The organism is Mycobacterium heidelbergense (genome assembly GCF_010730745.1).
GTDB lineage: Bacteria > Actinomycetota > Actinomycetes > Mycobacteriales > Mycobacteriaceae > Mycobacterium > Mycobacterium heidelbergense.
The window spans coordinates 301,487-326,132 of the sequence record NZ_AP022615.1 but is presented as its reverse complement, the minus strand read 5'-3'; the positions used below and the strand labels follow the sequence as shown (position 1 = coordinate 326,132).

Genomic DNA, 24,646 nt, shown 5'->3' with positions numbered 1-24,646 from the left:
CGTAGCGCGCCTAGCTGAGGAACGCCTGAGGTGCGAGCCTGCGGTGGCGGCATCGAGTCTGCGCCCAGAGCGGGTTTTCGCAAATTTGCGCGCCCTAGGCGCAGGCTCGATCGGCGAGCAGAACCGCTAGGCTTGCCCGCTGTGATCACCCGGATGTCCGAGCTGTTTTTGCGCACCCTGCGCGACGATCCCGCCGACGCCGAAGTGCCCAGCCACCGGCTTCTGATCCGCGCCGGCTACATCCGGCCCGTCGCGCCCGGGCTGTACAGCTGGCTGCCGCTGGGGCTGCGGGTGCTGCGCAAGATCGAACGCGTCGTCCGCGAGGAGATGAACGCCATCGGCGGGCAGGAGATCCTGTTCCCCGCCCTGCTGCCGCGCGCCCCGTACGAGACGACGAACCGGTGGACCGAATACGGCGAGAGCGTGTTTCGGCTGCAGGACCGCCGCGGCAACGACTACCTGCTGGGCCCCACCCACGAGGAGCTCTTCGCCCTCGCCGTCAAGGGAGAATACAGCTCCTACAAGGACTTCCCGCTGCTGCTGTTCCAGATCCAGAACAAGTACCGCGACGAGGCCCGGCCGCGGGCCGGCATCCTGCGCGTGCGGGAGTTCCTGATGAAGGACTCCTACTCCTTCGACGTCGACGACGCCGGGCTCAAGGCCGCCTATCACGCCCACCGCGAGGCCTATCAGCGCATCTTCTCCCGGCTGCGGGTGCGCTACGTCATCGTGTCCGCGGTGTCGGGGGCGATGGGCGGCAGTGCCTCCGAGGAGTTTTTGGCCGAGAGCCCGGTCGGCGAGGACACCTTCGTGCGCTGCCTCGAGTCCGGGTACGCCGCCAACGTCGAGGCGGTCGTCACCGCGCGCCCCGAGGCCCGGCCGACCGATGGGCTGCCCGAGGCGAAGGTCCACGACACCGGCGACACCCCGACGATCGCCACCCTGGTGGACTGGGCCAACGCCGCCGGCGGGGCCGGTCTTGGCCGCGCCGTCACCGCCGCCGACACCCTGAAGAACGTCCTGCTCAAGGTCCGCCAGCCCGACGGGGACTGGGAGCTGCTGGCCATCGGGCTGCCGGGGGACCGCGAGGTCGACGACAAGCGGCTGGGCGCGGCGCTGGAGCCGTCCGAGTACGCCTTCCTCGACGACGCCGACTTCGCCGGGCATCCGTTCCTGGTGAAGGGCTACATCGGGCCGAAGGCGTTGCGCGACAACGGCGTTCGCTATCTGGTCGACCCGCGGGTGGTGGACGGCACCAGCTGGATCACCGGGGCGGATGAGCCCGGCCGGCACGTCGTCGGGCTGGTGGCCGGCCGGGACTTCACCGCCGACGGCACCATCGAGGCGGCCGAGGTACGCGACGGCGATTTGTCGCCGGACCGTGCTGGTCCATTAGTGTCGGCGCGCGGCATCGAGATCGGGCACATCTTCCAGCTGGGCCGCAAATACACCGACGCCTTCGCCGTCGACGTGCTCGGCGAGGACGGCAAGCCGGTGCGGCTGACCATGGGCTCCTACGGCCTGGGGGTGTCGCGGATGGTGGCCGTCATCGCCGAACAGCACCACGACGAGCTGGGCCTGCGCTGGCCGCCGGCGGTCGCGCCGTTCGACGTCCACCTGGTGATCGCCAACAAGGACGCCGAGGCCCGCGCCGGGGCCGTCGCGCTGGCCGGCGAGCTGGACCGGCTGGGCGTCGAGGTGCTGCTCGACGACCGGTCGGCCTCGCCCGGGGTGAAGTTCAAGGACGCCGAGCTGCTGGGCGTGCCGTGGATCGTCGTGGTGGGGCGCGGCTGGGCGGACGGCGTGGTCGAGCTGCGCGACCGCTACGGCGGGGAAACCCGCCAGCTGACCGCCGGGGCCTCGCTGTCCGCCGACATCGCGGCGGTGCTGACCGGTTAGCGGGCTACTCGTTGCCGCCCGGGAAGCTCGTCGTGATCGGCCAGGCGCCCAGCACCCGGTTCCACCTGGCGGCCATGACCGCGCTCTGCGTCAGAGCCGTCGAGGCGAACGCCCGGTCGTCCGCCGTCTCGGCGTGCTCGATCACGGCGCGCCACGCCGTCGCGCCGTCGTTCTCCATCCGCGCCGCCAGGCGCGCCGCGTCCGCCGCGCTGCCGATCAGCATGGGCAGCTGGTAGCCGGCGGCGGCGACCGGCGCGTTGACCTTGCGGGCGGCCAGCATCGCGATGACGTCGTCGCGGCGCTGGCGGTGCTGGCCCAGGGCCTCCACCACCAGGTCGTTGACGCTGGGGGGCGACAGCGCGGACACGATGCCGTAGCCGTAGATGGTCGAGTGCTCGATGGCCAGCGCGTCGCACAGGGCCGCGTTGTCGGCGTCCTTGCCGGAGCTCATATCGAGGGACCCCCGGGCACCAGCGCCACTGTGGACGACGCGGTGCAGGAGGCGGCGATGGAGGCGAGCAGCCCCGCCCGATAGCCCGACGAGGTGGCCACCAGGCGGCCGGCGCTCTCGGCCGATGCCTTCAGCGAATCGATGACGTCGGAGACCGGCGGCGGCGGGGGTGGCGGGCCCGCCGGTTCGGCCGGGCTGGGACTGGTCGTCTCGCTCGCCGAGGTGGCGAGCTTGCCGGCCGCCCGGGAGATCTCGGTGGACAGTGCGCGGGCGTGCGCGGCGCGCTGGGTGGCGACCACCGTCAGCGCCGCCGCGATCTGGGGCGGGTTACCGACGGCCGCGGCGGCGGCGCCCGCGAGCGCGCTGTCCTTGCGGGCCTGGTCCAACGGCCCCAACAGGTCCTCGACGGGCGGCGGCTTGGGCGGGGATTCGCCGCAGGCGGCCGTCACCAGCCCGAGCGCGGCGAGGGCCGCGCCGCCGGCGAGTACGCCCCGCCTGTTGGTGACGGGTCCTGCGCTGGGCACAGCAACATCCTGCCATCAGCGGGCCGGGCCCCGGGGCCGTGGCCACCCGGCCGTCACGCCGTGCCCCGCCGGTCCTGGCGTATCGTTGATAGCTGACTCTCGCGGAACGGCAGCGGCTGCGTTCCGCCGGGACCCGGAAGCCGCCCCGCAGGCCACGCGGGCGGCGACATCCGCCAGATGACCGGACAACTCAAGATGAGGAGCTCGCCGTGACCACCGGGCTACCGTCGCAGACGCAGGTGATCGAGCTACTCGGTGGCGAATTCGCGCGTGCCGGCTACGAAATCGACGACGTGGTCCTCGACACCCGGACGAGCCCGCCGCGGATCACGGTGATCGCCGACGGCGACAACCCCCTGGACCTCGACACGATCGCGGACCTGTCGCGCTCGGCATCGGCTCTACTGGACGGCCTGGACGGCGTTCACGACAGCTACGTGCTCGAGATCAGCTCGCCCGGCGTGGACCGCCCGCTGACCGGCGAGAAACACTTCCGCCGCGCCCGCGGTCGCAAGGTCGAGATCGCGCTGTCGGACGGGTCGCGGCTGACCGGCCGCGTCGGCGAGACGCGCGATCACGCGGTCGCGCTGGTGGTCCGCGACGGCCGGGGCTGGGCGGTGCGCGAGATCCCGCTCGGCGAAATCGCGAAAGCGGTTGTCCAGGTTGAGTTTTCGCCGCCAACCCAGGCCGAGCTGGATCTGGCGACCGCCGACAGCGCCGACAGGACGGAGGCCGGAGCATGAACATCGACATGGCCGCGCTGCACGCGATCGAGGTCGATCGGGGCATCTCCGTCAATGAACTGCTGGAGACGATCAAATCGGCGCTGCTCACCGCCTACCGGCACACCCAGGGCCATCAGACGGACGCGCGCATCGAGATCGACCGCAAGACCGGCGTCGTCCGCGTGATCGCCAGCGAGGTCGACGAGGACGGCAACGTCATCAGCGAATGGGACGACACCCCCGAGGGTTTCGGCCGCATCGCCGCCACCACCGCCCGCCAGGTGATGCTGCAGCGATTCCGGGACGCCGAAAACGAGCGCACCTACGGCGAGTTCTCCACCCGCGAGGGGGAGATCGTCGCCGGGGTGATTCAGCGCGACAGCCGGGCCAACGCCCGCGGCCTGGTCGTCGTCCGGATGGGCACCGAGACCAAGGCCTCCGAGGGCGTCATCCCCGCGGCCGAGCAGGTTCCCGGTGAGAACTACGAGCACGGCAACCGCGTCCGGTGCTACGTCGTCGGCGTCACCCGCGGGTCCCGCGAGCCGGTGATCACCCTGTCCCGCACCCACCCCAACCTGGTCCGCAAGCTGTTCTCGCTGGAGGTCCCCGAAATCGCCGACGGATCGGTCGAGATCGTCGCGGTGGCCCGCGAGGCCGGCCACCGCTCCAAGATCGCGGTGCGGTCCAACGTTCCCGGCCTCAACGCCAAGGGCGCCTGCATCGGCCCGATGGGGCAGCGGGTCCGCAACGTGATGAGCGAGCTCTCCGGCGAGAAGATCGACATCATCGACTACGACGAGGACCCGGCCCGCTTCGTCGCCAACGCCCTGTCGCCCGCGAAGGTGGTCTCCGTGTCGATCATCGACGAGACCGCCCGGGCCGCCCGCGTGGTGGTGCCCGACTTCCAGCTATCGCTGGCCATCGGCAAGGAGGGCCAGAACGCCCGGCTGGCCGCCCGGCTCACCGGGTGGCGCATCGACATTCACGGGGATTCGCCGGGCGGCTCGGAGGCCCATTCCCAGGCCCATTCCCAGGCCCATTCCGAGGGCCGGCCCGAACACGGTGCCACGCACGGGATGGCGCACGAGCGTTAGCGGACGTCGCGGCGCATCCTTGGGCGGTTCTGACCTCCGGTGAAGTGACGCTAGACTGAGCCGTGATCCAGCGCGAACTTCCGGTTCCCCGAACCAGCAGGGCGCACAGACACACCGGTGGACCGGTGCGGACGTGCGTGGGGTGCCGAAAGCGAGAGCTGGCCGTCGAACTGCTTCGAGTGGTGGCTGTGGCAACCGGGAACGGCGAGTGCGCCGCGACCGTTGACACGGGGAGTAGCCTGCCGGGGCGGGGTGCGTGGCTGCATCCCTCGCCGCAGTGCGCCCGAGAGGCGATTCGGCGGCGGGCTTTCACCAAAGCGTTGCGCATCGCCGGTCCACTGGACACCTCCGCGGTGGTCGAGCACATTGAGTTTCTCAGTGCGCCCGATCGCCCCGGCAACAGAACAGGTAGCAAAGAACATGAGCACACCGTGAAGTCCCGATGACCATGTGTCATAGCTAAACCCGAGGCGCGGCCGGCCCACGACTGTCGCCTCATAGACAGGAGATGTAGTGGCAGGTAAGGCCCGCGTACACGAGTTGGCAAAGGAACTCGGTGTCACCAGCAAGGAAGTCCTCGCCCGGCTGAACGAACAGGGCGAATTCGTCAAATCCGCGTCCTCGACGGTGGAGGCGCCGGTCGCCCGCCGGCTGCGTGAGTCCTTCGGGGGCGGCAAGCCGGCCGCCGAGGCCCCGGCAAAGGCCGCCGCAAAGGCGCCCGCCAAGGGGCCCGACAAATCGCTCGACAAGGCCCTCGACAAGGCGATCAGCAAGGCCGCCGGCAACGGCGAGGCGACCGCCGCGCCGGCCCCGCCCGCGGCGGGCTCCACGACCGTGGAGGCGCCCGCCCCGCCGGCACCCGGGCGCCCGTCGGCGCCTCCCGACCACCCGCAGCCCCGGCAGCCGGGAGCGCCGACCCCCGGCATGACGCCGGGCCCGCGTCCCGGCCCGATGCCGAAGCCGGGCGTCCGCACCCCGCGCGTCGGCAACAACCCGTTCTCGTCGGCGCAACCCGTCGACCGGCCCATCCCGCGCCCGATGGCGCCGCGCCCCGGCGCGCCCCGGCCCGGAGCGCCGCGCCCCGGCGCGTCGCCCGGCAGCATGCCGCCCCGCCCCGGCGGCGCCGGTGGACCCGCCCGCACCGGCGCGCCGCGACCCGGCGGAGGCCGTCCCGGCGGCGGCCGTCCTGGCGGGCCCGGCGGTGGTCGCGACGGCGGCGGCGGTAACTACCGCGGCGGCGGTGGCGTCGGCGCGGCACCCGGAGCCGGTGCCGGCGGTTCGGGAGGTTTTCGAGGCCGCCCCGGCGGCGGTGGTGGCCCCGGTGGCGGTGGTGGCCGCCCCGGTCAGCGCGGTGGGGCCGCCGGCGCGTTCGGCCGTCCCGGCGGCGCGCCCCGGCGCGGCCGCAAGTCCAAGCGGGCGAAACGCGCCGAGTACGAGAACATGCAGGCCCCGGTCGTCGGTGGGGTGCGGCTGCCGCACGGCAACGGCGAGACGATCCGGCTGGCCCGCGGCGCCTCCCTGTCCGACTTCGCCGACAAGATCAACGCCAACCCGGCCGCGCTGGTGCAGGCGCTGTTCAACCTCGGCGAGATGGTGACGGCCACCCAGTCGGTCGGCGACGAGACGCTCGAGCTGCTGGGCGGCGAGATGAACTACGTCGTCCAGGTCGTCAGCCCGGAGGACGAGGACCGCGAGCTGCTGGAGTCGTTCGACCTCACCTACGGCGAGGACGAGGGCGGCGAGGAAGACCTGCAGACCCGCCCACCGGTCGTGACCGTGATGGGCCACGTCGACCACGGCAAGACCCGGCTGCTGGACACCATCCGCAAGGCCAACGTCCGCGAGGAAGAGGCCGGCGGCATCACCCAGCACATCGGCGCCTACCAGGTCGGGGTCGACCTGGACGGCGACGAGCGGCTGATCACCTTCATCGACACCCCGGGCCACGAGGCGTTCACCGCCATGCGGGCCCGCGGTGCCAAGGCCACCGACATCGCCGTCCTGGTGGTCGCCGCCGACGACGGCGTGATGCCGCAGACGGTGGAGGCCATCAACCACGCGCAGGCGGCCGACGTGCCGATCGTGGTGGCGGTGAACAAGATCGACAAGGAGGGCGCCGACCCGGCCAAGATCCGCGGGCAGCTCACCGAATTCGGTTTGGTGGCAGAGGATTTCGGCGGCGACACGATGTTCGTCGACATCTCCGCCAAGCAGGGCACCAACATCGAGGCGCTGCTCGAGGCGGTCGTGCTGACCGCCGACGCGGCCCTGGACCTGCGGGCCAACCCAGACATGGAGGCCCAGGGCGTGGCGATCGAGGCGCACCTGGACCGCGGCCGCGGCCCGGTGGCCACCGTGCTGATCCAGCGCGGCACGCTGCACGTCGGCGACTCGGTGGTCGCCGGCGACGCCTACGGCCGGGTGCGACGGATGGTCGACGAGCACGGCGAGGATATCGAGGCGGCGCTGCCGTCGCGTCCGGTGCAGGTCATCGGCTTCACGTCGGTGCCCGGCGCCGGTGACAACTTCCTCGTCGTCGACGAGGACCGCATCGCCCGCCAGATCGCCGACCGGCGCAGCGCGCGCAAGCGCAACGCCCTGGCGGCGCGTTCCCGCAAGCGGATCAGCCTGGAGGACCTGGACTCGGCGCTGAAGGAAACCAGCCAGCTGAACCTGATCCTCAAGGGAGACAACGCCGGTACCGTCGAGGCCCTGGAAGAGGCCCTGATGGGCATCGAGATCGACGACGAGGTGGCGCTGCGCGTCATCGACCGTGGCGTTGGCGGTATCACCGAGACCAACGTCAACCTGGCGTCGGCCTCGGACGCGATCATCATCGGCTTCAACGTGCGGGCCGAGGGCAAGGCGACGGAGCTGGCCAACCGCGAGGGTGTGGAGATCCGCTACTACTCGGTGATCTACCAGGCGATCGACGAGATCGAGAAGGCCCTGCGCGGCATGCTCAAGCCGATCTACGAGGAGAATCAGCTGGGCCGCGCCGAGATCCGGGCGCTGTTCCGGTCCTCGAAGGTCGGCCTGATCGCGGGTTGCCTGGTGACCGGGGGCATCATGCGGCGCAATGCCAAGGCCCGGTTGCTGCGCGACAACATCGTGGTCGCCGAGAACATCACCATCGCGTCGCTGCGACGGGAGAAGGACGACGTGACCGAGGTCCGCGAGGGCTTCGAGTGCGGCATGACGCTGGGCTACTCCGACATCAAGGAAGGTGACGTCATCGAGTCCTACGAGCTGGTGCAGAAAGAGCGCGTCTGATGCCTGACCCCGCCCGGGCGCGCCGGCTGGCGAAGCGGATCTTCACGATCGTCGCCTCGGCGATCGAATTCGAGATCAAGGATCCCGGGCTGGACGGGGTGACCATCGTCGACGCGAAGGTGACCGCCGACCTGCACGACGCGACCGTGTTCTACACGGTGATGGGGCCCACGCTGGACGCCGAGCCCGATTACGCCGCCGCCGCGGCGGCGCTGGAGCGGGCCAAGGGCACGCTGCGCACCAAGGTCGGGGCCGGCACCGGCGTCCGCTTCACTCCCACGCTGACGTTCACCCGGGACACCACGTCCGACAACGTGCAGCGGATGGACGAGCTGCTCGCCCGCGCCCGCGCCGCCGACGCCGACCTGGCGCGGGTTCGCTCGGGCGCCAGGCCGGCCGGGGAGGCCGATCCGTATCGTGTCAGGGGGGGCGGGGACGCGTTCGACGGGAGCACCGGTGACGACGACCGACCCGAACACTGAACTGGCCGGCCCCTCGCGGGTGGGCACACGCGTGGACGCACTCGGCGCCGTCGAACTGCTGTCGGGCGCCGCGACGATCGGGGTGATCGCCCACGTGCACCCCGACGCCGACACCATCGGCGCCGGGCTGGCCCTGGCCCTGGTGCTGGACGGCTGCGGCAAGCGCGTCGAGGTCAGTTTCGCCGCGCCGGCGACCCTGCCCGAGTCGCTGGCGTCGCTGCCCGGCCGTCACCTGCTGGTCGGCCCGGACGCGATGCGCCGCGACGTCGATCTGGTTGTGACCGTTGACGTTCCGAGTTTCAAACGGCTCGGGGCCCTGGGCGACCTGGTCGAGGACCGGCGGCTGCTGGTCATCGACCACCACGCCTCCAACGACCTGTTCGGCACCGCCAACTTCGTCGACGTGTCGGCGGATTCCACCACGATGATGGTCGCCGACATCCTCGACGCGTGGGGCAAGCCGATCGACCGCGACGTCGCGCACTGCATCTACGCCGGGCTGACCACCGACACCGGGTCGTTCCGCTGGGCCAGCGCCCGCGCCCTGCGGCTGGCCGCCCGGCTGGTCGACGTCGGCGTGGACAACGCCGCCGTCAGCCGGACCCTGATGGACACCCACCCGTTCGCGTGGCTGCCGCTGTTGTCGCGCGTGCTGGGCTCGGCGCGCCTGCTGCCCGACGCGGCCGGCGGCCGCGGGCTGGTCTACGCGGTCGTCGGGAACCAGGACTGGGTCAGTTCCCGCCCGGAGGAAGTCGAGAGCATCGTCGACATCGTGCGCACCACCCAGCAGGCCGAGGTGGCGGCGGTCTTCAAGGAGGTCGACCCGCGGCAGTGGTCGGTGTCGATGCGGGCCAAGGCCGACATTGACCTGGCGACGATCGCGTCCGGGTTCGGCGGCGGCGGGCACCGGCTGGCCGCCGGCTACTCGACCGCCGGCTCGATCGACGACGCCGTGGCGTCGCTGCGCGCGGCGCTCGGCTAGAACGCCGAGCTTCCCGAGCGCTGCAGGACGAACCCGTGGCTGCCGCTGGTGGTGTCCAGGCAGGCGACGAGGCTGTCGGCGCCCACGGCGCAGGTCACGTTGAGGTACGACAGCTTCTGGCCCGCGCCCAACGGTTTGCCGGTTGACGTCAGCGTCGGCGCGTTGCCGTCGCACCCCCCGTAGGACATCCGGCTCAATTCGTAGCCGGGCCCCCTGAAATTGACCGCGCCCACGACGCAATCGCCCGGTTTGGGATGGCCCCCGCCGGGAAACGGGACGTCGTCCATCCCGGGAATGTCCCCGCTGCACTTGATGTCCTGCGACGGTTGCGCCGGGGGCGCGGTCCCGCCGTAGAAGTCGCACACCAGGGTGGGCGCGGCGGAGAAGCTGATCCGGGGCGAGGCGCCCGGGCGGGGGGTCGTGAGGTAGCCGTCGGCGGGGACGGCGGTGAAACCGTCGAGATTGGGAAATCCCGGTGGCGGCTGCGCGGCCGCCCGCGGCGCGACCGCCGCGACCGCTAATGCCGCCGCCAAGGCCAGGCCGCCGAGGGTCCGCATGGCGACGGCCCCCGTGGTGAGGCGGCCGACGCGCATCGATTCCTCCTGCGGCGAGTTTATGTCTCGTTGTTGGGATCGTATTGGCTATCGCCGCGCCGCCCTAACGCACCCGGGCCCGCCCGCGCTGCGCCACCGCCTCGGTCACCCACTCGCCGCGCTTATCGTTGAGGCATGTGCCGGAACATCACCGTCCCGCCGCTGCGTCGGCCCGAGGTGGTGGCCCGGCTGGCCGGAGCGAAATGACGCCGACCGCGACCGTGCCCGCGCTCAAGGAATGGGGCGCGGTCGTGCACGCGCTGCTGGACGGCCGGCAGCGCGTGCTGCTGCGCAAGGGCGGCATCGGGGAGAAGCGGTTCGAGGTCGCGGCCCGGGAGTTTCTGCTGTTCCCGACGGTCGCGCACAGCCACGCGCCGCGCGTGCGGCCCGAGCATCGCGACCTGCTGCAAGCCGGGGCCGCCGACAGCACCGACGATCGGCTGGTGGTGCGGGCCGCGGCGAAAGTTGTTGCCGCGGTGCAGGTTAACCGGCCGGAGAACCTGCCGGCGATCGAGGATCTGCACATCTGGACCGCCGAGTCGGTGCGCGCCGACCGGCTCGACTTCCGGCCCAAGCACAGGCTGGCGGCGCTGGTGGTGTCGGTGATCCCGCTGGTCGAGCCGGTGCCGCTGGCCCGCGTCCCGGAGTATGCGGGCTGCAGGAGCTGGGTGCGGCTGCCCGTGCGGCCGCGGTTGGCCGCGCCGGTATGCGAGGCCGCCGCGTTAAACGAGGTCGCCGCCCGGGTCCGCGACGCGGTCGGCTGACGGGCCGACGGGAAGCAGCAGCCGGGATCGCCCGTAGCGCACGGCGTGGGTGGCCGGCCTGGACTGCCGGCCCGTCAACACCGGTTCGCCGGTGCCGAGGTTGCGCGCGTAGCGGGGAAACCAGCCGCCGGCGATCAGGACGCGGATGCGTGAGCCCGCACGGAAGCGGTGGGCGATGCCATCGAGCTCGACGCTGACGGTCCCGGTCGCTTTCCGGGCGGCGCCCAGCCTCCGGTAGCCGTCGCTGACATTCCGGGACCGGCCCTTGGCGCTGACCTCGCTCACCCGGACGAACAGGTCGACGTGCGGATTGTCCGAGCTGTGCGCCAGCTCGACGACCGGATTTCCGTAGACGTACACATCGCGGGTGAGGGTGAGGCTGGTGAAGGCGAGCACGTCGTCGCGCACGGCGAGCCGGCCGTCGTCGCGGTAGCCGCCGTTGGAGGACAGCAGGGGGCCGCCGGTGGTGGGCGTCGGGTCGGCGGGGTCATAGCGAAAGGTCGCCGGCGCCAGGCCCGCCAGGTCCGTCGGCGCGGTCTCGCCCAGGTGGCCGCCGGGCCACAGGTACAGCGCGCGTTCGGCGGTGGCGGGCGGCCAGTCGGGCAGGTCGCGCCAGGCTTGACCGTTGTCCACGCCGGTGACGTAGACGCGGACCCGGCTCGGCCGGCGGGGGGCGGCGCCGCCCAGGTGGGTGTCGAGCCAGTCCAGCGTTTCCCGGGCGCCGGTGGCCAGCCCCTTGGTCAGCATCTGGGTGTGCGTCCAGGGCCCGATGGTGAGCGCGACGTCCGCGGCGTCTGGGCCCCGGCCGCGCAGGTGCGCGTACTGCTGCAGCGTCTGCCGCAGGAAGATGTCCTGCCAGCCCCCGATGAGCAGCACGGGCACCCGCACCCGGTCCAGCGCCTCGGTGAACCGCAGCGCATCCCAGAACGGATCGTCGGCGTCGGTGTGCTCGACCCAGGATTCGAACCACGGCGCGCCCGCGCCGAGCAGCGTCCGCGCGGCAGCGCCCATCGGCGCCTGGCCGACGGCGCGGGCAACCTTCCGTGGGGCGCTCAACTGGCGCAGCGCCACCCGGACGCGCACCGGGTCCTCCTGGTGGGAAACCAGGTCGCTCCAACCCAGGAAGTCGTTGGCGGCGAACGAGCCGGTGCCCCACACGGAGGCGTTGAAATCGTGCGGGCCCACGGTGACGACGGCCGCGGCCAGCTCCGGAGGCGGATCCCGCAACATCGCCCACTGGGTGAATCCCAGGTACGACAGCCCGATGGTGGCGAACCGGCCCGTGAACCAGGGTTGCTCACGCAGCCAGGCGACCGTGTCGGCGCCGTCGGCGGCCTCGTTGACCATCGGCTCGAACGCCCCGCCCGACCCGAACGTTCCGCGCACGCTCTGCAGCACGACGTGGTAGCCGCGCGCCGCGTACAGCCTGGCGAACGCCAGCGAGAACGGAAACCCGCGCCCATAGGGCCCGCGGACCAGCACGGTGCCGACCGGGTTGGGGGTGATCGGCGCGTAGTGGTCGGCGACCAGCCGGACCCCGTCGCGCATCGGCACGCCGACGCGGTCCACGGCGTAATCGGTGGTCGCCGGCGGCAGGCCCAACAGCCGTCCGAGGCCGTTGGCGCCCGCTTTCCTCACGATCCCCAGGCTAGGACGCCCGCGTGGCCCCTAGAACTTGTAGTAGGGCGCGAGGTCGTTGGCCCGCTGCAGATTGGTCGACATGCAGTCGACCTCGGGGTTGGAGTAGACGGTCGAGAAGAACAGGGACTGCTGGATCACGCCGTAGCTGGTCTTGAACGCAACCATGCAGGAGAAATACCAGTAGCTGTTGTGATAGGTCGGCTTCAGAACCCAGTACTGCGCGGCGCGGTGGCCCTGGATCGTGGTCTCGACGGCGTCCGCGGGCAGGGTTTCCGCGTAGGTGCGCCAGATGATGGGTTCCACCGCCATCTGATAGTTGCCCGCGTCGAAGTGGCAGCGGAGCCCGTCCTCGTGTTCGGGGGGCGTGAACGCCAGCCCCAGGCGCTGCACGGCGTCGAACGGGATGTCCTCGCACGCGTCGAAGGGGCGCGGGTCGGTCGTCGCGACGATGGGGCTCTTCATCGTGGTTTCCATCGGCGCGGCCGTCGACCGCAGCTCCACGGGCCCACCCCCGCCGGGGCCCGGCGCGACGCCCTGCCAACCCACCGTGCCCCCGACGATCGCTGTGATCAGCGCACCCAGCGCTCCGATCAGACGCACCTTGATCAACGCGACACCCCTTGTGCTTCGGCGGTCCCTTGCCGGGCAGTGTACAAGTCGCGTGCTCGCAGTCACAGTGAAACCTGAACTTGTTCTAATTCGGCCGGCAGCACGCGCCGCCGGCGGGCCGCGCGGAGGCCGCGAAACGGCCCACCCGAACGCGAGTCACTAGGCTGGTTACTCGTGACAACCCAGGGCTCGGCCAACGGCGGAAAGCCGACGCTGTGGGCGGTCTCCGACCTGCACACCGGTCACCTGGGCAACAAGCCGGTCGCCGAATCGCTGCACCCGTCGTCGCCGGACGACTGGCTGATCGTCGCCGGCGACGTCGCCGAACGCACCGACGAGATCCGCTGGACGCTTGACCTGCTGCGACGCCGGTTCGCCAAGGTCATCTGGGTGCCGGGCAACCACGAGCTGTGGACCACCAACCGCGACCCCGCGCAGGTCTTCGGCCGGGCGCGCTACGACTACCTGGTCGCCCTGTGCGACGAGCTGGGCGTGGTCACGCCCGAGCATCCGTTCCCGGTGTGGACCGAGCGCGGCGGCCCGGCCACGATCGTGCCGATGTTCCTGCTCTACGACTACACCTTCTTGCCCGAGGGGGCGACGAGCAAAGCCGAGGGCCTGGCCATCGCGCGGCAGCGCAGCGTGGTGGCCACCGACGAGTTTCTGCTCTCGCCCGAGCCGTACCCCACCCGCGACGAGTGGTGCCGCGAGCGGCTGGCCGCCACCCGCGCCCGCCTCGAACAGCTCGACTGGATGACGCCGACGGTCCTGGTGAACCACTTCCCGCTGGTGCGCGAGCCGTGCGACGCGCTGTTCTACCCGGAGTTCTCGCTGTGGTGCGGGACCACTCGTACCGCCGACTGGCACACCCGCTACAACGCCGTCTGCTCGGTGTACGGCCACCTGCACATCCCGCGCACCACCTGGTACGACGGGGTGCGCTTCGAGGAGGTGTCGGTGGGCTACCCGCGGGAGTGGCGGCGCCGCAAGCCGTACAGCTGGCTGCGCCAGGTGCTGCCGGACCCGCAGTACGCGCCCGGCTACCTCAACGACTTCGGCGGGCACTTCGTGATCACCCCCGAGATGCGCCGGCAGTCCGAGCAGTTCCGGGAGCGATTGCGGCAGCGGCAGTCGCGATGACCGGACGGCCGCTGGTGTCGTCGGTACTGCCCGACACGGTGTCCGGGGACCTGGCGTATGCGGAGGTGTATTCCGACCCGCCGGGCCTGAGTCCGCTGCCCGACGAGGAGCCGCTGATCGCCAAGTCGGTGGCCAAGCGGCGCAACGAGTTCGTCACCGTCCGGCACTGCGCCCGGGTCGCGCTGGGCGAGCTCGGCGTGCCGCCGGTGCCGATCCTCAAGGGCGACAAGGGCGAGCCGCGCTGGCCCGACGGCGTGGTGGGCAGCCTCACGCACTGCACCGGCTACCGCGGCGCGGTGGTGGGACGCGCCGGCCCCGTGCGCTCGGTGGGCATCGACGCCGAGCCGCACGACGTGCTGCCGAACGGCGTGCTGGGCGCGATCGCCCTCGACGAGGAACGCCACGAGATCACCGCCCTGCCCGCGGGCCTGCATTGGGACCGAATCCTGTTCTGCGCCAAGGAGGCAACGTACAAGGCCTGGTTCCCGCTGACCAGGCGGTGGCTGGGTTTCGAGGACGCCCACGTCGTGTTCGACGTCGATCCGTCCGGCGCGGGCACCGCCGGGGCGTTCGTCTCCAAGATCCTGATCGACGGCGAGGCGCTGTCGGGCCCGCCGCTGACCGCGCTGCGGGGACGGTGGTCGGTCGACCGTAGGCTGGTGCTGACCGCGATCGTGCTATGAGCGGTTTGGTGGTCGTCGACAAGCCGGCCGGAATGACCAGTCACGACGTCGTGGCGCGCTGCCGCCGCGTCTTTTCCACCCGCCGGGTCGGCCACGCCGGCACGCTGGACCCGATGGCCACCGGCGTGCTGGTGATCGGCGTCAACCGTGCCACCAAGATCCTCGGCCTGCTGAGCGGGGCCTCGAAGTCGTACGCCGCGACCGTCCGCCTGGGCCAGACCACGTCCACCGACGACGCCGAAGGTGAACTGCTGCAATCTGTTTCGGCGTCGGGTGTGACGGGCGAGGCGATCGCCGCCGCGGTGGACGGGCTGCGCGGCGACATCGAGCAGGTGCCGTCGGCGGTCAGCGCGATCAAGGTGGGCGGCCGCCGCGCGTATCGGTTGGTCCGCGAGGGCCACGCCGTCGAGCTGGCGGCCCGGCCGGTGCGCATCGACCGCTTCGACGTGCTGGATGTCCGCGCCCACGACCGGCTCGTGGACGTCGACGTCGAGGTCGACTGCTCGTCGGGGACCTACATCCGCGCGCTGGCCCGCGATCTCGGCGCCGCGCTCGGGGTGGGCGGGCACCTGACGTCGTTGCGGCGCACCCGCGTCGGCCGCTTCGGGCTGGACCGGGCGCGCTCGCTCGACGACCTGGCCGCGGAGCCCCGGCTGACCTGGACCCTGGACGAGGCGTGCCTGCTGATGTTCCCCCGCCGCGACCTGACCGCCGACGAGGCGCAGGCGACCAGCCACGGCCGGTCCCTTTCCGCGGCGGGCATCGACGGCGTCTACGCGGCCGCCGACGCCGACGGCCGGGTGATCGCGCTGCTGCGCGACGAGGGTTCGCTGACCAAGCCGGTGGTGGTGATCCGCCCGGCGACGCTGTAGCGGGCCGCGCGCCCTTCGCCGAGCCTGTAAATCTGCAGACAAAGTCCGAGTCGAGACCTGCAAAATTACAGGCTCGGCGGCTATGCAAAGGCTATGCAAGGGGCCCCGGCCGACGGTCCCACACGGCCAAGTTGCACACTGGGGGCCGGGTCTAATTGCGGCCTGGGCAATCGCCAGCGGGCCGCTCCTCCAAGCCGTTCGGAAGGGGCCAAAGATGTCCAACAAGGTTTACGTCGTCGGCGTCGGCATGACGAAGTTCGAGAAGCCCGGCCGCCGCGAGGGCTGGGACTACCCGGACATGGCCAGGGAGTCGGGCACCAACGCGCTGGCCGACGCCGGCATCGACTACCGCGAGGTGCAGCAGGGCTACGTCGGATATGTCGCCGGCGATTCCACGTCCGGGCAGCGCGCGCTCTACGAGCTGGGCATGACCGGGATCCCGATCGTCAACGTCAACAACAACTGCTCCACCGGCTCGACGGCGCTGTTCCTGGCGGCCCAGGCCGTCCGCGGCGGGATCGTCGACTGCGCCCTCGCGCTCGGCTTCGAGAAGATGCAGCCCGGCTCGCTGGGCGGCGGCTTCCAGGACCGCGAATCGCCGATGGGCAAGCACGTCAAGGCGATGGCCGAGATCGACGAGTTCGCGATGCCCGTCGCGCCGTGGATGTTCGGCGCCGCCGGCCGCGAGCACATGAGGCAATACGGCAGCACCGCAGAGCATTTCGCCAAGATCGGCTACAAGAATCACAAGCACTCCGTCAACAACCCCTACGCGCAGTTCCAGGAGCCCTACACCCTCGACGACATCCTGGCGGCGAAGATGATCTCCGACCCGCTGACCAAGCTGCAGTGTTCGCCGACGTCGGACGGGTCGGGCGCGGCGATCGTGGCCTCGGAGGGCTTCGTCGACCGCCACGGGCTGGCCGGTCAGGCGGTGGAGATCGTCGGCCAGGCCATGACGACCGATTTCGCGTCGACGTTCGACGGCAGCGCCAAGAGCCTCATCGGCCACGACATGAATGTCCAAGCGGCGCAACGGGTCTACGACCAGTCCGGGCTGGGTCCCGAGGACTTCCAGGTGATCGAGCTGCACGACTGCTTCTCGGCCAACGAGCTGCTGCTCTACGAGGCCCTCGGCCTGTGCGGCCCAGGCGAGGCCCCCAAGCTGATCGACAACGGCGACACCACCTACGGCGGGCGCTGGGTCGTCAACCCGTCCGGCGGCCTGATCTCCAAGGGCCACCCGTTGGGCGCGACCGGGCTGGCGCAGTGCGCCGAACTGACCTGGCAGCTGCGGGGGACCGCCGACAAGCGCCAGGTCGCGGGCGTCACCGCCGCGCTGCAGCACAACATCGGGCTGGGCGGCGCCGCCGTCGTGACCGCGTACCAGCGGGCCGAGCGCTAAGGGCGCCATGTTCGAATGGTCCGACACCGACCTGATGGTTCGGGACGCGGTTCGCCAGTTCGTCGACAAGGAGATCCGTCCGCACCTGGACGAACTGGAAACCGGTGCGCTGTCGCCCTATCCGATCGTCCGCAAGCTGTTCGCCCAGTTCGGTCTCGACGCGCTGGCCGCCGAGTCGGTCGCAAAGATGCTCGACCGCGAACGAAGTGGGCAGAACGAAAAGCAAGGAGAAACAGGCGATTTCGGAGGCATGGGCGCCCAGGCGTCGATGGTCGCGGTGCTGGTGTCCGAAATCGCCGCCGTCAGCATCGGGTTGCTGAGCACCGCGTCGGTCAGCCTCGGCCTGGGCGCGGCGACCATCGCGAGCCGCGGCACGCTGGCCCAGAAGGAGCGCTGGCTGCCCGAGCTGATGACGCTGAAAAAGATTGCGGCGTGGGCCATCACCGAACCGGACTCGGGCTCGGACGCGTTCGGCGGCATGAAGACCCACGTCAAGCGCGACGGTGCGGACTACATCCTCAACGGGCAGAAGACGTTCATCACCAACGGGCCCGACGCCGACGTGCTGGTGGTCTACGCCAAACTCGCCGACGACGGGGACCCCGCTTCGGACCCCCGCAACCGCCCGGTGCTGGTCTTCGTGCTGGACGCCGGCATGCCGGGCCTGACGCAGGGCAAGCCGTTCAAGAAGATGGGCATGATGTCCTCGCCGACGGGCGAACTGTTCTTCGACAACGTGCGGCTGACCCCCGACCGGCTGCTCGGCGAGAACGAACGGCACGCCGACGGCGACGGCCGCGACAGCGCCCGGGCCAATTTCGCGGCCGAGCGGATCGGGATCGCGATGATGGCGCTGGGCATCATCAACGAATGCCACCGGCTGTGCGTGGATTACGCGAAGACCCGCACGCTGTGGGGCCGCAACATCGGGCAGTTCCAGCTGATCCAGCTCAAGCTGGCCAAGATGGAAATCGCGCGAATGAACGTGCAGAACATGGTGTTTGCGACCATCGAACGTCAGCGGGCCGGTAAACCGCTGACGCTGGCCGAGGCCTCGGCGATCAAGCTGTACTCCTCGGAGGCGGCCACCGAGGTGGCGATGGAGGCCGTGCAGCTGTTCGGCGGCAACGGCTACATGGCCGAGTACCGGGTGGAGCAGCTGGCCCGCGACGCCAAGTCGCTGATGATCTACGCCGGCAGCAACGAGGTTCAGGTCACCCACATCGCCAAGGGCCTGCTGGGCTAGACACCAAGCGGCGGCGCCGAGCGTGCTCTCAGGGCGAAAAATCGCGCGAAATCTCGCCCTGACGTCACGCTCGGCGAAGGAAAGCGGCGAAAGAAAGCGGCGAAGGAAAGCGGCGAACGAAAGCTACGCCACCACCCAGATCGCCCGCGCCGCGGGACTACCCAGGTCGACGGTGCTCTCGGCGCCGTCGGCGGACTCGATCGCCACCGAGATCATGCCGGCGAACTCCCGGCGGGTCAGCACCCGCAGCCGCGAATCGAGGTTGATCCCGACGTCGGTGAAATAGCGCAGCATCTCCGGATCGGCGTCGGAGATGCGGGCCACCGTCCCGGTTTCCCCGTCGCCGCACGCCCACAGCTGGCGGGCCGGCGGCGTGGGCACCTGCCCGTCGGAGGCCGGGATCGGGTCGCCGTGCGGGTCGCGCCGCGGGAACCCCAGCTTCGCGTCGATGCGGGCCACCAGCCGATCCGACACCGCGTGCTCGAGCACCTCGGCCTCGTCGTGAACCTCGTCCCAGCCGTAGCCGAGCTCCTCAACCAAAAACGTCTCCAGCAGCCGGTGCCGGCGCACCACCTCGAGCGCCGCGCGCCGCCCGGCCGCGGTCAGGGTCACCGCGCCATACTTCTCGTGATCGACCAGGCCCTGCTCGGCCAGCTTGCGGATCGACTCCGACGCCGTGCTGGCCGACACCCCGATCTTCGAGGCCAGCATCTTGGTGCTCACCTTCGCGGGCCCCCCGTCCGGGGACCACTCCTGGGCATTCCAGATGACCTTCAGGTAGTCCTGACCGACCGCGGTGATACCGCCAGGCTCGTCGTCAGCCCTCACAAGCAGAAGTTTAGGTTCTCGGTGCGCCCGGCGCAGGCGCGATGCCGCCACGCCATCGACCGTGTCGGCGCCGTAGGCTTGCGGTCGTGCAGCGGTGGCGTGGCCAGGAGGAGATCCCCACGGACTGGGGCAGATGCGTGCTCACCATCGGGGTGTTCGACGGCGTGCATCGCGGCCACGCCGAACTGATCGCGCACGCGGTGAAAGCCGGGCGGGCGCGCAACGTGCCGGCCGTGCTGATGACGTTCGACCCGCACCCGATGGAAGTGGTCTATCCCGGCAGCCACCCGGCGCAGCTGACGACGCTGACCCGGCGCGCCGAACTCGTCGAAGAGCTGGGCATCGACGTCTTCCTGGTGATGCCGTTCACCAGCGATTTCATGAAGCTCACCCCCGACCGCTATGTCCACGAGCTGCTGGTGGAAAACCTGCACGTGGTGGAGGTGGTGGTGGGGGAGAACTTCACCTTCGGCAAGAAGGCGGCCGGCAACGTCGACACCCTGCGCCGCGCCGGCGAGCGGTTCGGGTTCGCGGTCGAGGCGATGTCGCTGCTGTCCGAACACCACAGCAATGAGACCGTGACGTTCTCCTCCACCTACATCCGGTCCTGCGTGGACGCCGGCGACATGGTGGCGGCCACGGAGGCGCTCGGCCGCCCGCACCGCGTCGAGGGCGTCGTGGTCCGGGGCCACGGGCGGGGCGCCGAGCTGGGCTTTCCCACCGCGAACGTCGCGCCGCCGATGTATTCGGCCATCCCGGCCGACGGCGTGTACGCCGCCTGGTTCACCGTGCTCGGGCACGGTCAGGGGGCGGGGGCCCCCGGGGCGATGGTCCCGGGCGAGCGCTACCAGGCCGCCGTGTCCGTCGGCACCAACCCGACCTTTTCCGGGCGCACCCGCACCGTCGAGGCTTTCGTCCTCGACACCGCCGCCGACCTGTACGGCCAGCACGTCGCCCTGGACTTCGTCGCCCGCATCCGCGGCCAGCGCAAGTTCGACTCGGTGAAAGATCTCGTCGCCGCGATGGGCGGGGACACCGAGCGGGCGCGCGCCCTGCTGCCCGGCTGCTAGACTCCCGGGCGACATCGGCGCGTGCTGCGGTTCGCGGTGGCCGCGCTCTGAATTGACATCGCGGACCGATTGATGGAGATGCTTCGTGGCGCTGACAGCCGAGCAGAAAAAGGAAATCCTGGGCTCCTACGGCCTGCACGAGACCGACACCGGTTCCCCGGAGGCGCAGGTCGCGCTGCTGACCAAGCGGATCGCCGACCTGACCGAGCACCTCAAGGTGCACAAGCACGACCACCACTCGCGGCGGGGATTGCTGCTGCTGGTGGGGCGGCGGCGCCGGCTGCTCAAATACGTGTCCCAGATCGACGTGGAGCGGTACCGCTCGCTGGTCGAGCGGCTAGGCCTGCGTCGCTGACGCCCGGCGAGTCTCGAGCCCCCAGAGCGGGCGAAGTTCGCCCGTGTAGAGTGGGGGCGTTCTGGGCCGGTTAGGCCCGAGCAGACGGTGCGGTCCGCGCAGATCCGCGCGTGCCGTTCCAGCGTGTCACGCGCATGTCGCACGGGAGCAGCCCGGTCTGCATCGGGCGGTCTTCGGTAGTGGCTGCCGGGCTCCCCGGATCTGGGGTGGGTCGGCCGCTTCGATCGATGGCCGTAGCCGCATTCAGACTTTGCTCGTGGGGTTGCCCCTGTTCTGCGCGTGACGACGCGAAAAAGCTGAATAACGTGAGAGAGGCAGTACGGACGGCTATGTCTGTCGCTGAAATTGAAGAGGGCGTGTTCGAGGCAACCGCCACCATCGACAACGGGAGCTTCGGCACCCGCACCGTGCGTTTCGAGACCGGCCGGCTGGCCCAGCAGGCCGCCGGCGCGGTGGTCGCCTACCTGGACGACGAGAACATGCTGCTGTCGGCGACCACCGCCAGCAAGAGCCCCAAGGAGCACTTCGACTTCTTCCCGCTGACCGTCGACGTCGAGGAGCGGATGTATGCCGCCGGCCGCATCCCCGGCTCGTTCTTCCGCCGCGAGGGGCGCCCGTCCACCGACGCCATCCTGACCTGCCGGCTCATCGACCGCCCGCTGCGCCCGTCGTTCGTCGACGGCCTGCGCAACGAGATCCAGGTCGTGGTCACGATCCTGAGCCTGGACCCCAACGACCTGTACGACGTGCTGGCCATCAACGCCGCGTCGGCGTCCACCCAGCTGAGCGGGCTACCGTTCTCCGGCCCCATCGGCGCCGTCCGGGTGGCGCTCATCGACGGCACCTGGGTCGCCTTCCCGACCGTCGAGCAGCTCGAGCGGGCCGTGTTCGACATGGTGGTGGCGGGCCGCTTAGTAGACACAGCCGATGGTTCCGATGTCGCGATCATGATGGTCGAGGCCGAGGCCACCGAGAACGTCATCGAGCTCGTCGAGGGCGGCGCCCAGGCACCGACGGAAACCGTTGTGGCCCAAGGCCTGGAGGCGGCCAAGCCGTTCATCGCCGCGCTGTGCGCCGCGCAGCAGGAGCTCGCCAACGCGGCCGCGAAGCCGACCGCGGACTACCCGACGTTCCCCGACTACGGCGACGACGTCTACTACTCGGTGTCCTCGGTGGCCACCGACGAGCTGGCCGCTGCGCTGACCATCAGCGGCAAGGCCGAACGCAACGAGCGCACCGACGAGCTCAAGGCCCAGGTGCTGCAGCGGCTCACTGGGGACTCTGCAACCTTCGCGGGCCGCGAAAAGGAGGTCGGCGCCGCGTTCCGGTCGCTGACCAAGAAGCTGGTCCGGCAGCGCATCCTGACCGACCACTTCCGCATCGACGGCCGCGGCATCACCGACATCCGCGCCCTGTCGGCCGAGGTCGCCGTCGTTCCGCGCGCGCACGGCAGCGCGCTGTTCGAGCGCGGCGAGACCCAGATCCTCGGGGTCACCACGCTCGACATGGTCAAGATGGCCCAGCAGATCGACTCGCTCGGGCCCGAGACGTCCAAGCGGTACATGCACCACTACAACTTCCCGCCGTTCTCCACCGGCGAGACCGGCCGGGTCGGCTCGCCCAAGCGGCGCGAGATCGGGCACGGCGCGCTGGCCGAGCGGGCCCTGATCCCGGTGCTGCCCAGCGTCGAGGAATTCCCGTACGCCATCCGCCAGGTGTCCGAGGCGCTGGGCTCCAACGGCTCCACCTCGATGGGCTCGGTGTGCGCGTCCACGCTGGCCCTGTTCAACGCCGGGGTGCCGCTCAAGGCGCCGGTGGCGGGTATCGCGATGGGTTTGGTCTCCGACGACATAGAAGTTGACGGCAAGACCGAGCGCCGCTTCGTCACCCTGACCGACATCCTCGGCGCCGAGGACGCGTTCGGCGACATGGACTTCAAGGTCGCCGGCACCAAGGACTTCGTCACCGCGCTGCAGCTGGACACCAAGCTCGACGGCATCCCCTCCCAGGTCCTGGCGGGCGCCCTCGCGCAGGCCAAGGACGCGCGCCTGACGATCCTCGAGGTCATGGCCGAGGCCATCGACGCACCCGACGAGATGAGCCCGTACGCCCCGCGGGTGACCACCATCAAGGTCCCGGTGGACAAGATCGGTGAGGTCATCGGCCCCAAGGGCAAGGTCATCAACTCGATCACCGAGGAGACCGGCGCGCAGATCTCCATCGAGGACGACGGCACCGTGTTCGTCGGCGCCACCGACGGGCCCTCGGCGCAGGCCGCGATCGACCGGATCAACGCGATCGCCAACCCGCAGCTGCCGACGGTGGGCGAGAGATTCCTCGGAACCGTGGTCAAGACAACGGATTTCGGCGCTTTCGTGTCGCTGCTGCCCGGGCGTGACGGCCTGGTGCACATCTCCAAACTGGGCAGGGGCAAGCGCATCGCGAAGGTCGAGGACGTCGTGCACGTCGGCGACAAGCTGCGGGTCGAGATCGCCGACATCGACAAGCGGGGCAAGATCTCGTTGGTCCTGGTGGCCGACGAGGATTCAGCGGATGCTGCCCCCGCCGATGCCGGGGCTCCTCAGGAGACCGCGCCCGCCGATGCCGTTAGCTGATCCTCGGGGGCCAGCAGCGGATCCCGCGCTGCGGCGGGGCAAGTACGTCGCCGCGGCAAAACCCGAACATCAGGCCGCACTGCGCCGCACCACGCTGCCGGGCGGCCTGCGGGTGGTCACCGAGTACCTGCCCGCGGTGCGCTCCGCGTCGGTCGGGGTCTGGGTGGGCGTCGGATCGCGCGACGAGGGCGCCACCGTGGCGGGGGCGGCGCACTTCCTGGAGCACCTGCTGTTCAAGTCGACCCCGACCCGCACGGCCGTGGGCATCGCGCAGGCGATGGACGCCGTCGGCGGGGAGCTGAACGCGTTCACCGCCAAGGAGCACACCTGCTACTACGCGCACGTGCTCGACAGCGACCTGGAACTGGCCATCGACCTGGTCGCCGACGTGGTGCTCAACGGCCGCTGCGCCGCCGGGGATGTCGAGCTGGAACGCGACGTCGTCCTCGAGGAGATCGCGATGCGCGACGACGACCCCGAGGACGCGCTGGGCGACATGTTCCTGGCGGCGCTGTTCGGCGACCACCCGGTGGGCCGCCCGGTGATCGGCACCGCGCGGTCGGTGTCGGCGATGACGCGGGCGCAGCTGCACTCGTTTCACGTGCGGCGCTACACCCCGGAGCGGATGGTCGTCGCGGTGGCCGGCAACGTCGACCACGACGAGGTGGTCGCGTTGGTGCGCGAGCATTTCGGGCCGCACCTGGTGCGCGGCCGGCAGCCCGTCGCCCCCCGCAAGGGCGCCGGGCGGGTGCCCGGCCGGCCCGGGCTGGCGCTGGTCAACCGGGACGCCGAGCAGACCCACGTGTCGCTGGGGGTGCGCACCCCCGGGCGCGGCTGGGAGCACCGCTGGGCGCTGTCGGTGCTGCACACCGCGCTGGGCGGCGGCCTGAGTTCGCGGCTGTTCCAGGAGGTTCGGGAGCTGCGCGGGCTGGCCTATTCGGTCTACTCGGCGCTGGACATCTTCGCCGACGGCGGCGCGCTGTCGGTGTATGCGGCGTGCCTGCCGGAGCGTTTCGCCGACGTGATGCGGGTGACCGGTGAGGTGCTCGAATCGGTGGCGCGCGAGGGCCTCACCGAGGCCGAATGCCGCATCGCCAAGGGCTCGTTGCGCGGCGGGCTGGTCCTCGGGCTGGAGGATTCCAGCTCCCGGATGAGCCGCCTCGGGCGCAGCGAGCTGAACTACGGCAAGCACCGCAGCATCGAGCACACCCTGCGACAGATCGACGAGGTGACCGTCGAGGAGGTCAACGCGGTGGCCCGCCGCCTGCTCGGCAAGCGCTACGCCGCCGCCGTTCTGGGGCCGTACGCCTCGAAACGATCGCTGCCCCAACAACTTCGGGCGATGGTAGGGTAGCTCAAATGTCCGCCTCCTCACTCGCGCCGTGCCGGCGCTCG

Annotated in this window: 23 protein-coding genes; 17 read left to right on the top strand and 6 right to left on the bottom strand. The window is 70.8% G+C overall.

Annotation, left to right across the window (positions count from 1 at the left end; all coding sequences use genetic code 11):
- The first annotated feature begins 141 nt into the window (after positions 1-141).
- Complete coding sequence (locus tag G6N25_RS01620; protein ID WP_083072760.1) at positions 142-1,899, top strand: proline--tRNA ligase; 1,758 nt, start codon at positions 142-144, stop codon at positions 1,897-1,899.
- 4 nt (positions 1,900-1,903) lie between these two features.
- On the opposite strand, the gene G6N25_RS01615 is transcribed toward G6N25_RS01620, so the two are convergent.
- On the bottom strand, positions 1,904-2,350 hold the full coding sequence (locus G6N25_RS01615; RefSeq protein WP_083072759.1) for a ferritin-like domain-containing protein: 447 nt from the start codon (positions 2,348-2,350) through the stop codon (positions 1,904-1,906).
- On the bottom strand, positions 2,347-2,874 hold the full coding sequence (locus tag G6N25_RS01610) for a hypothetical protein (RefSeq protein ID WP_083072758.1): 528 nt from the start codon (positions 2,872-2,874) through the stop codon (positions 2,347-2,349). Before G6N25_RS01610 ends, G6N25_RS01615 begins: the two co-directional genes overlap by 4 nt.
- A 209-nt stretch (positions 2,875-3,083) precedes the next feature.
- Between G6N25_RS01610 and rimP the strand changes: the two genes are divergently transcribed.
- The 6 genes from rimP to G6N25_RS01580 all read left to right on the top strand — a co-directional run bounded on the left by rimP (position 3,084) and on the right by G6N25_RS01580 (position 9,430).
- Entirely contained in the window at positions 3,084-3,617 is a 534-nt protein-coding gene (gene rimP / locus G6N25_RS01605; RefSeq protein WP_083072757.1) for a ribosome maturation factor RimP, read from the top strand.
- Positions 3,614-4,693, top strand: a complete 1,080-nt coding sequence (nusA, locus tag G6N25_RS01600) for a transcription termination factor NusA (protein ID WP_083072756.1) — start codon at positions 3,614-3,616, stop codon at positions 4,691-4,693. The genes rimP and nusA overlap by 4 nt, the downstream gene beginning before the upstream one ends.
- A gap of 62 nt (positions 4,694-4,755) precedes the next feature.
- Positions 4,756-5,139: a YlxR family protein gene (locus G6N25_RS01595; protein ID WP_179961641.1), complete on the top strand. Its 384-nt coding sequence runs from the start codon at positions 4,756-4,758 to the stop codon at positions 5,137-5,139.
- Positions 5,140-5,206: 67 nt separating this feature from the next.
- Positions 5,207-7,966 (top strand): translation initiation factor IF-2, encoded by a 2,760-nt coding sequence (gene infB / locus G6N25_RS01590; protein WP_083072754.1) that lies wholly within the window; start codon positions 5,207-5,209, stop codon positions 7,964-7,966.
- Positions 7,966-8,448: a 30S ribosome-binding factor RbfA gene (rbfA, locus tag G6N25_RS01585; RefSeq protein WP_083072753.1), complete on the top strand. Its 483-nt coding sequence runs from the start codon at positions 7,966-7,968 to the stop codon at positions 8,446-8,448. Before infB ends, rbfA begins: the two co-directional genes overlap by 1 nt.
- Entirely contained in the window at positions 8,423-9,430 is a 1,008-nt protein-coding gene (locus G6N25_RS01580; RefSeq protein ID WP_142272496.1) for a DHH family phosphoesterase, read from the top strand. Before rbfA ends, G6N25_RS01580 begins: the two co-directional genes overlap by 26 nt.
- Here G6N25_RS01580 and G6N25_RS01575 read toward each other — a convergent pair.
- Positions 9,427-10,023: a hypothetical protein gene (locus tag G6N25_RS01575; RefSeq protein WP_372506690.1), complete on the bottom strand. Its 597-nt coding sequence runs from the start codon at positions 10,021-10,023 to the stop codon at positions 9,427-9,429. The two genes, G6N25_RS01580 and G6N25_RS01575, sit on opposite strands and share 4 nt — an antisense overlap.
- A 203-nt stretch (positions 10,024-10,226) precedes the next feature.
- Here G6N25_RS01575 and G6N25_RS01570 point away from each other — a divergent pair, with 203 nt between their 5' ends.
- Positions 10,227-10,787 (top strand): DUF1802 family protein, encoded by a 561-nt coding sequence (locus G6N25_RS01570; RefSeq protein ID WP_083072751.1) that lies wholly within the window; start codon positions 10,227-10,229, stop codon positions 10,785-10,787.
- On the opposite strand, the gene G6N25_RS01565 is transcribed toward G6N25_RS01570, so the two are convergent.
- Together G6N25_RS01565 and G6N25_RS01560 are read right to left on the bottom strand one after the other, a co-directional pair.
- Complete coding sequence (locus G6N25_RS01565; protein ID WP_083072750.1) at positions 10,746-12,434, bottom strand: CocE/NonD family hydrolase; 1,689 nt, start codon at positions 12,432-12,434, stop codon at positions 10,746-10,748. The two genes, G6N25_RS01570 and G6N25_RS01565, sit on opposite strands and share 42 nt — an antisense overlap.
- Before the next feature lie 21 nt (positions 12,435-12,455).
- Positions 12,456-13,037 (bottom strand): DUF3558 domain-containing protein, encoded by a 582-nt coding sequence (locus tag G6N25_RS01560; protein WP_179961640.1) that lies wholly within the window; start codon positions 13,035-13,037, stop codon positions 12,456-12,458.
- 174 nt (positions 13,038-13,211) lie between these two features.
- Here G6N25_RS01560 and G6N25_RS01555 point away from each other — a divergent pair, with 174 nt between their 5' ends.
- The 5 genes from G6N25_RS01555 (at position 13,212) to G6N25_RS01535 (ending at position 18,383) form a co-directional block, all read left to right on the top strand.
- Positions 13,212-14,177 (top strand): metallophosphoesterase family protein, encoded by a 966-nt coding sequence (locus G6N25_RS01555; RefSeq protein ID WP_083072749.1) that lies wholly within the window; start codon positions 13,212-13,214, stop codon positions 14,175-14,177.
- Positions 14,174-14,860, top strand: coding sequence for a 4'-phosphopantetheinyl transferase PptT (pptT, locus tag G6N25_RS01550; RefSeq protein WP_083072748.1), 687 nt, complete (start codon positions 14,174-14,176; stop codon positions 14,858-14,860). The genes G6N25_RS01555 and pptT overlap by 4 nt, the downstream gene beginning before the upstream one ends.
- A complete protein-coding gene (gene truB / locus G6N25_RS01545; RefSeq protein ID WP_083072747.1) occupies positions 14,857-15,732 on the top strand; it encodes a tRNA pseudouridine(55) synthase TruB in 876 nt (291 codons plus the stop codon). The genes pptT and truB overlap by 4 nt, the downstream gene beginning before the upstream one ends.
- Before the next feature lie 214 nt (positions 15,733-15,946).
- Positions 15,947-17,137, top strand: coding sequence for a lipid-transfer protein (locus tag G6N25_RS01540; RefSeq protein WP_083072746.1), 1,191 nt, complete (start codon positions 15,947-15,949; stop codon positions 17,135-17,137).
- Between the two features lie 7 nt (positions 17,138-17,144).
- Complete coding sequence (locus tag G6N25_RS01535) at positions 17,145-18,383, top strand: acyl-CoA dehydrogenase family protein (RefSeq protein ID WP_083072745.1); 1,239 nt, start codon at positions 17,145-17,147, stop codon at positions 18,381-18,383.
- Between the two features lie 123 nt (positions 18,384-18,506).
- Here G6N25_RS01535 and mntR read toward each other — a convergent pair whose 3' ends face one another.
- Positions 18,507-19,211 carry a manganese-binding transcriptional regulator MntR gene (mntR, locus tag G6N25_RS01530; RefSeq protein WP_083072744.1) on the bottom strand — a complete coding sequence of 235 codons (705 nt, stop codon included), beginning with the start codon at positions 19,209-19,211 and terminating at the stop codon, positions 18,507-18,509.
- 86 nt (positions 19,212-19,297) lie between these two features.
- Between mntR and G6N25_RS01525 the strand changes: the two genes are divergently transcribed.
- The 4 genes from G6N25_RS01525 to G6N25_RS01510 all read left to right on the top strand — a co-directional run bounded on the left by G6N25_RS01525 (position 19,298) and on the right by G6N25_RS01510 (position 24,605).
- On the top strand, positions 19,298-20,281 hold the full coding sequence (locus G6N25_RS01525; protein WP_083072743.1) for a bifunctional riboflavin kinase/FAD synthetase: 984 nt from the start codon (positions 19,298-19,300) through the stop codon (positions 20,279-20,281).
- 85 nt (positions 20,282-20,366) lie between these two features.
- Positions 20,367-20,636 carry a 30S ribosomal protein S15 gene (gene rpsO, locus G6N25_RS01520; RefSeq protein WP_083072742.1) on the top strand — a complete coding sequence of 90 codons (270 nt, stop codon included), beginning with the start codon at positions 20,367-20,369 and terminating at the stop codon, positions 20,634-20,636.
- Between the two features lie 329 nt (positions 20,637-20,965).
- Positions 20,966-23,251: a polyribonucleotide nucleotidyltransferase gene (locus G6N25_RS01515; protein ID WP_083072741.1), complete on the top strand. Its 2,286-nt coding sequence runs from the start codon at positions 20,966-20,968 to the stop codon at positions 23,249-23,251.
- Complete coding sequence (locus tag G6N25_RS01510; protein WP_083072740.1) at positions 23,238-24,605, top strand: M16 family metallopeptidase; 1,368 nt, start codon at positions 23,238-23,240, stop codon at positions 24,603-24,605. Before G6N25_RS01515 ends, G6N25_RS01510 begins: the two co-directional genes overlap by 14 nt.
- Positions 24,606-24,646: the final 41 nt, after the last annotated feature.

Bases quoted from the DNA above. Each gene is read 5' to 3' on its own strand.
- G6N25_RS01615 (WP_083072759.1), bottom strand. From the start codon at position 2,350: ATGAGCTCCGGCAAGGACGCCGACAACGCGGCCCTGTGCGACGCGCTG.
- nusA (WP_083072756.1), top strand. From the start codon at position 3,614: ATGAACATCGACATGGCCGCGCTGCACGCGATCGAGGTCGATCGGGGC.
- rbfA (WP_083072753.1), top strand. From the start codon at position 7,966: ATGCCTGACCCCGCCCGGGCGCGCCGGCTGGCGAAGCGGATCTTCACG.
- G6N25_RS01575 (WP_372506690.1), bottom strand. From the start codon at position 10,023: ATGCGCGTCGGCCGCCTCACCACGGGGGCCGTCGCCATGCGGACCCTC.
- G6N25_RS01570 (WP_083072751.1), top strand. From the start codon at position 10,227: ATGACGCCGACCGCGACCGTGCCCGCGCTCAAGGAATGGGGCGCGGTC.
- pptT (WP_083072748.1), top strand. From the start codon at position 14,174: ATGACCGGACGGCCGCTGGTGTCGTCGGTACTGCCCGACACGGTGTCC.
- truB (WP_083072747.1), top strand. From the start codon at position 14,857: ATGAGCGGTTTGGTGGTCGTCGACAAGCCGGCCGGAATGACCAGTCAC.
- G6N25_RS01540 (WP_083072746.1), top strand. From the start codon at position 15,947: ATGTCCAACAAGGTTTACGTCGTCGGCGTCGGCATGACGAAGTTCGAG.
- G6N25_RS01535 (WP_083072745.1), top strand. From the start codon at position 17,145: ATGTTCGAATGGTCCGACACCGACCTGATGGTTCGGGACGCGGTTCGC.
- G6N25_RS01515 (WP_083072741.1), top strand. From the start codon at position 20,966: ATGTCTGTCGCTGAAATTGAAGAGGGCGTGTTCGAGGCAACCGCCACC.
- G6N25_RS01510 (WP_083072740.1), top strand. From the start codon at position 23,238: ATGCCGTTAGCTGATCCTCGGGGGCCAGCAGCGGATCCCGCGCTGCGG.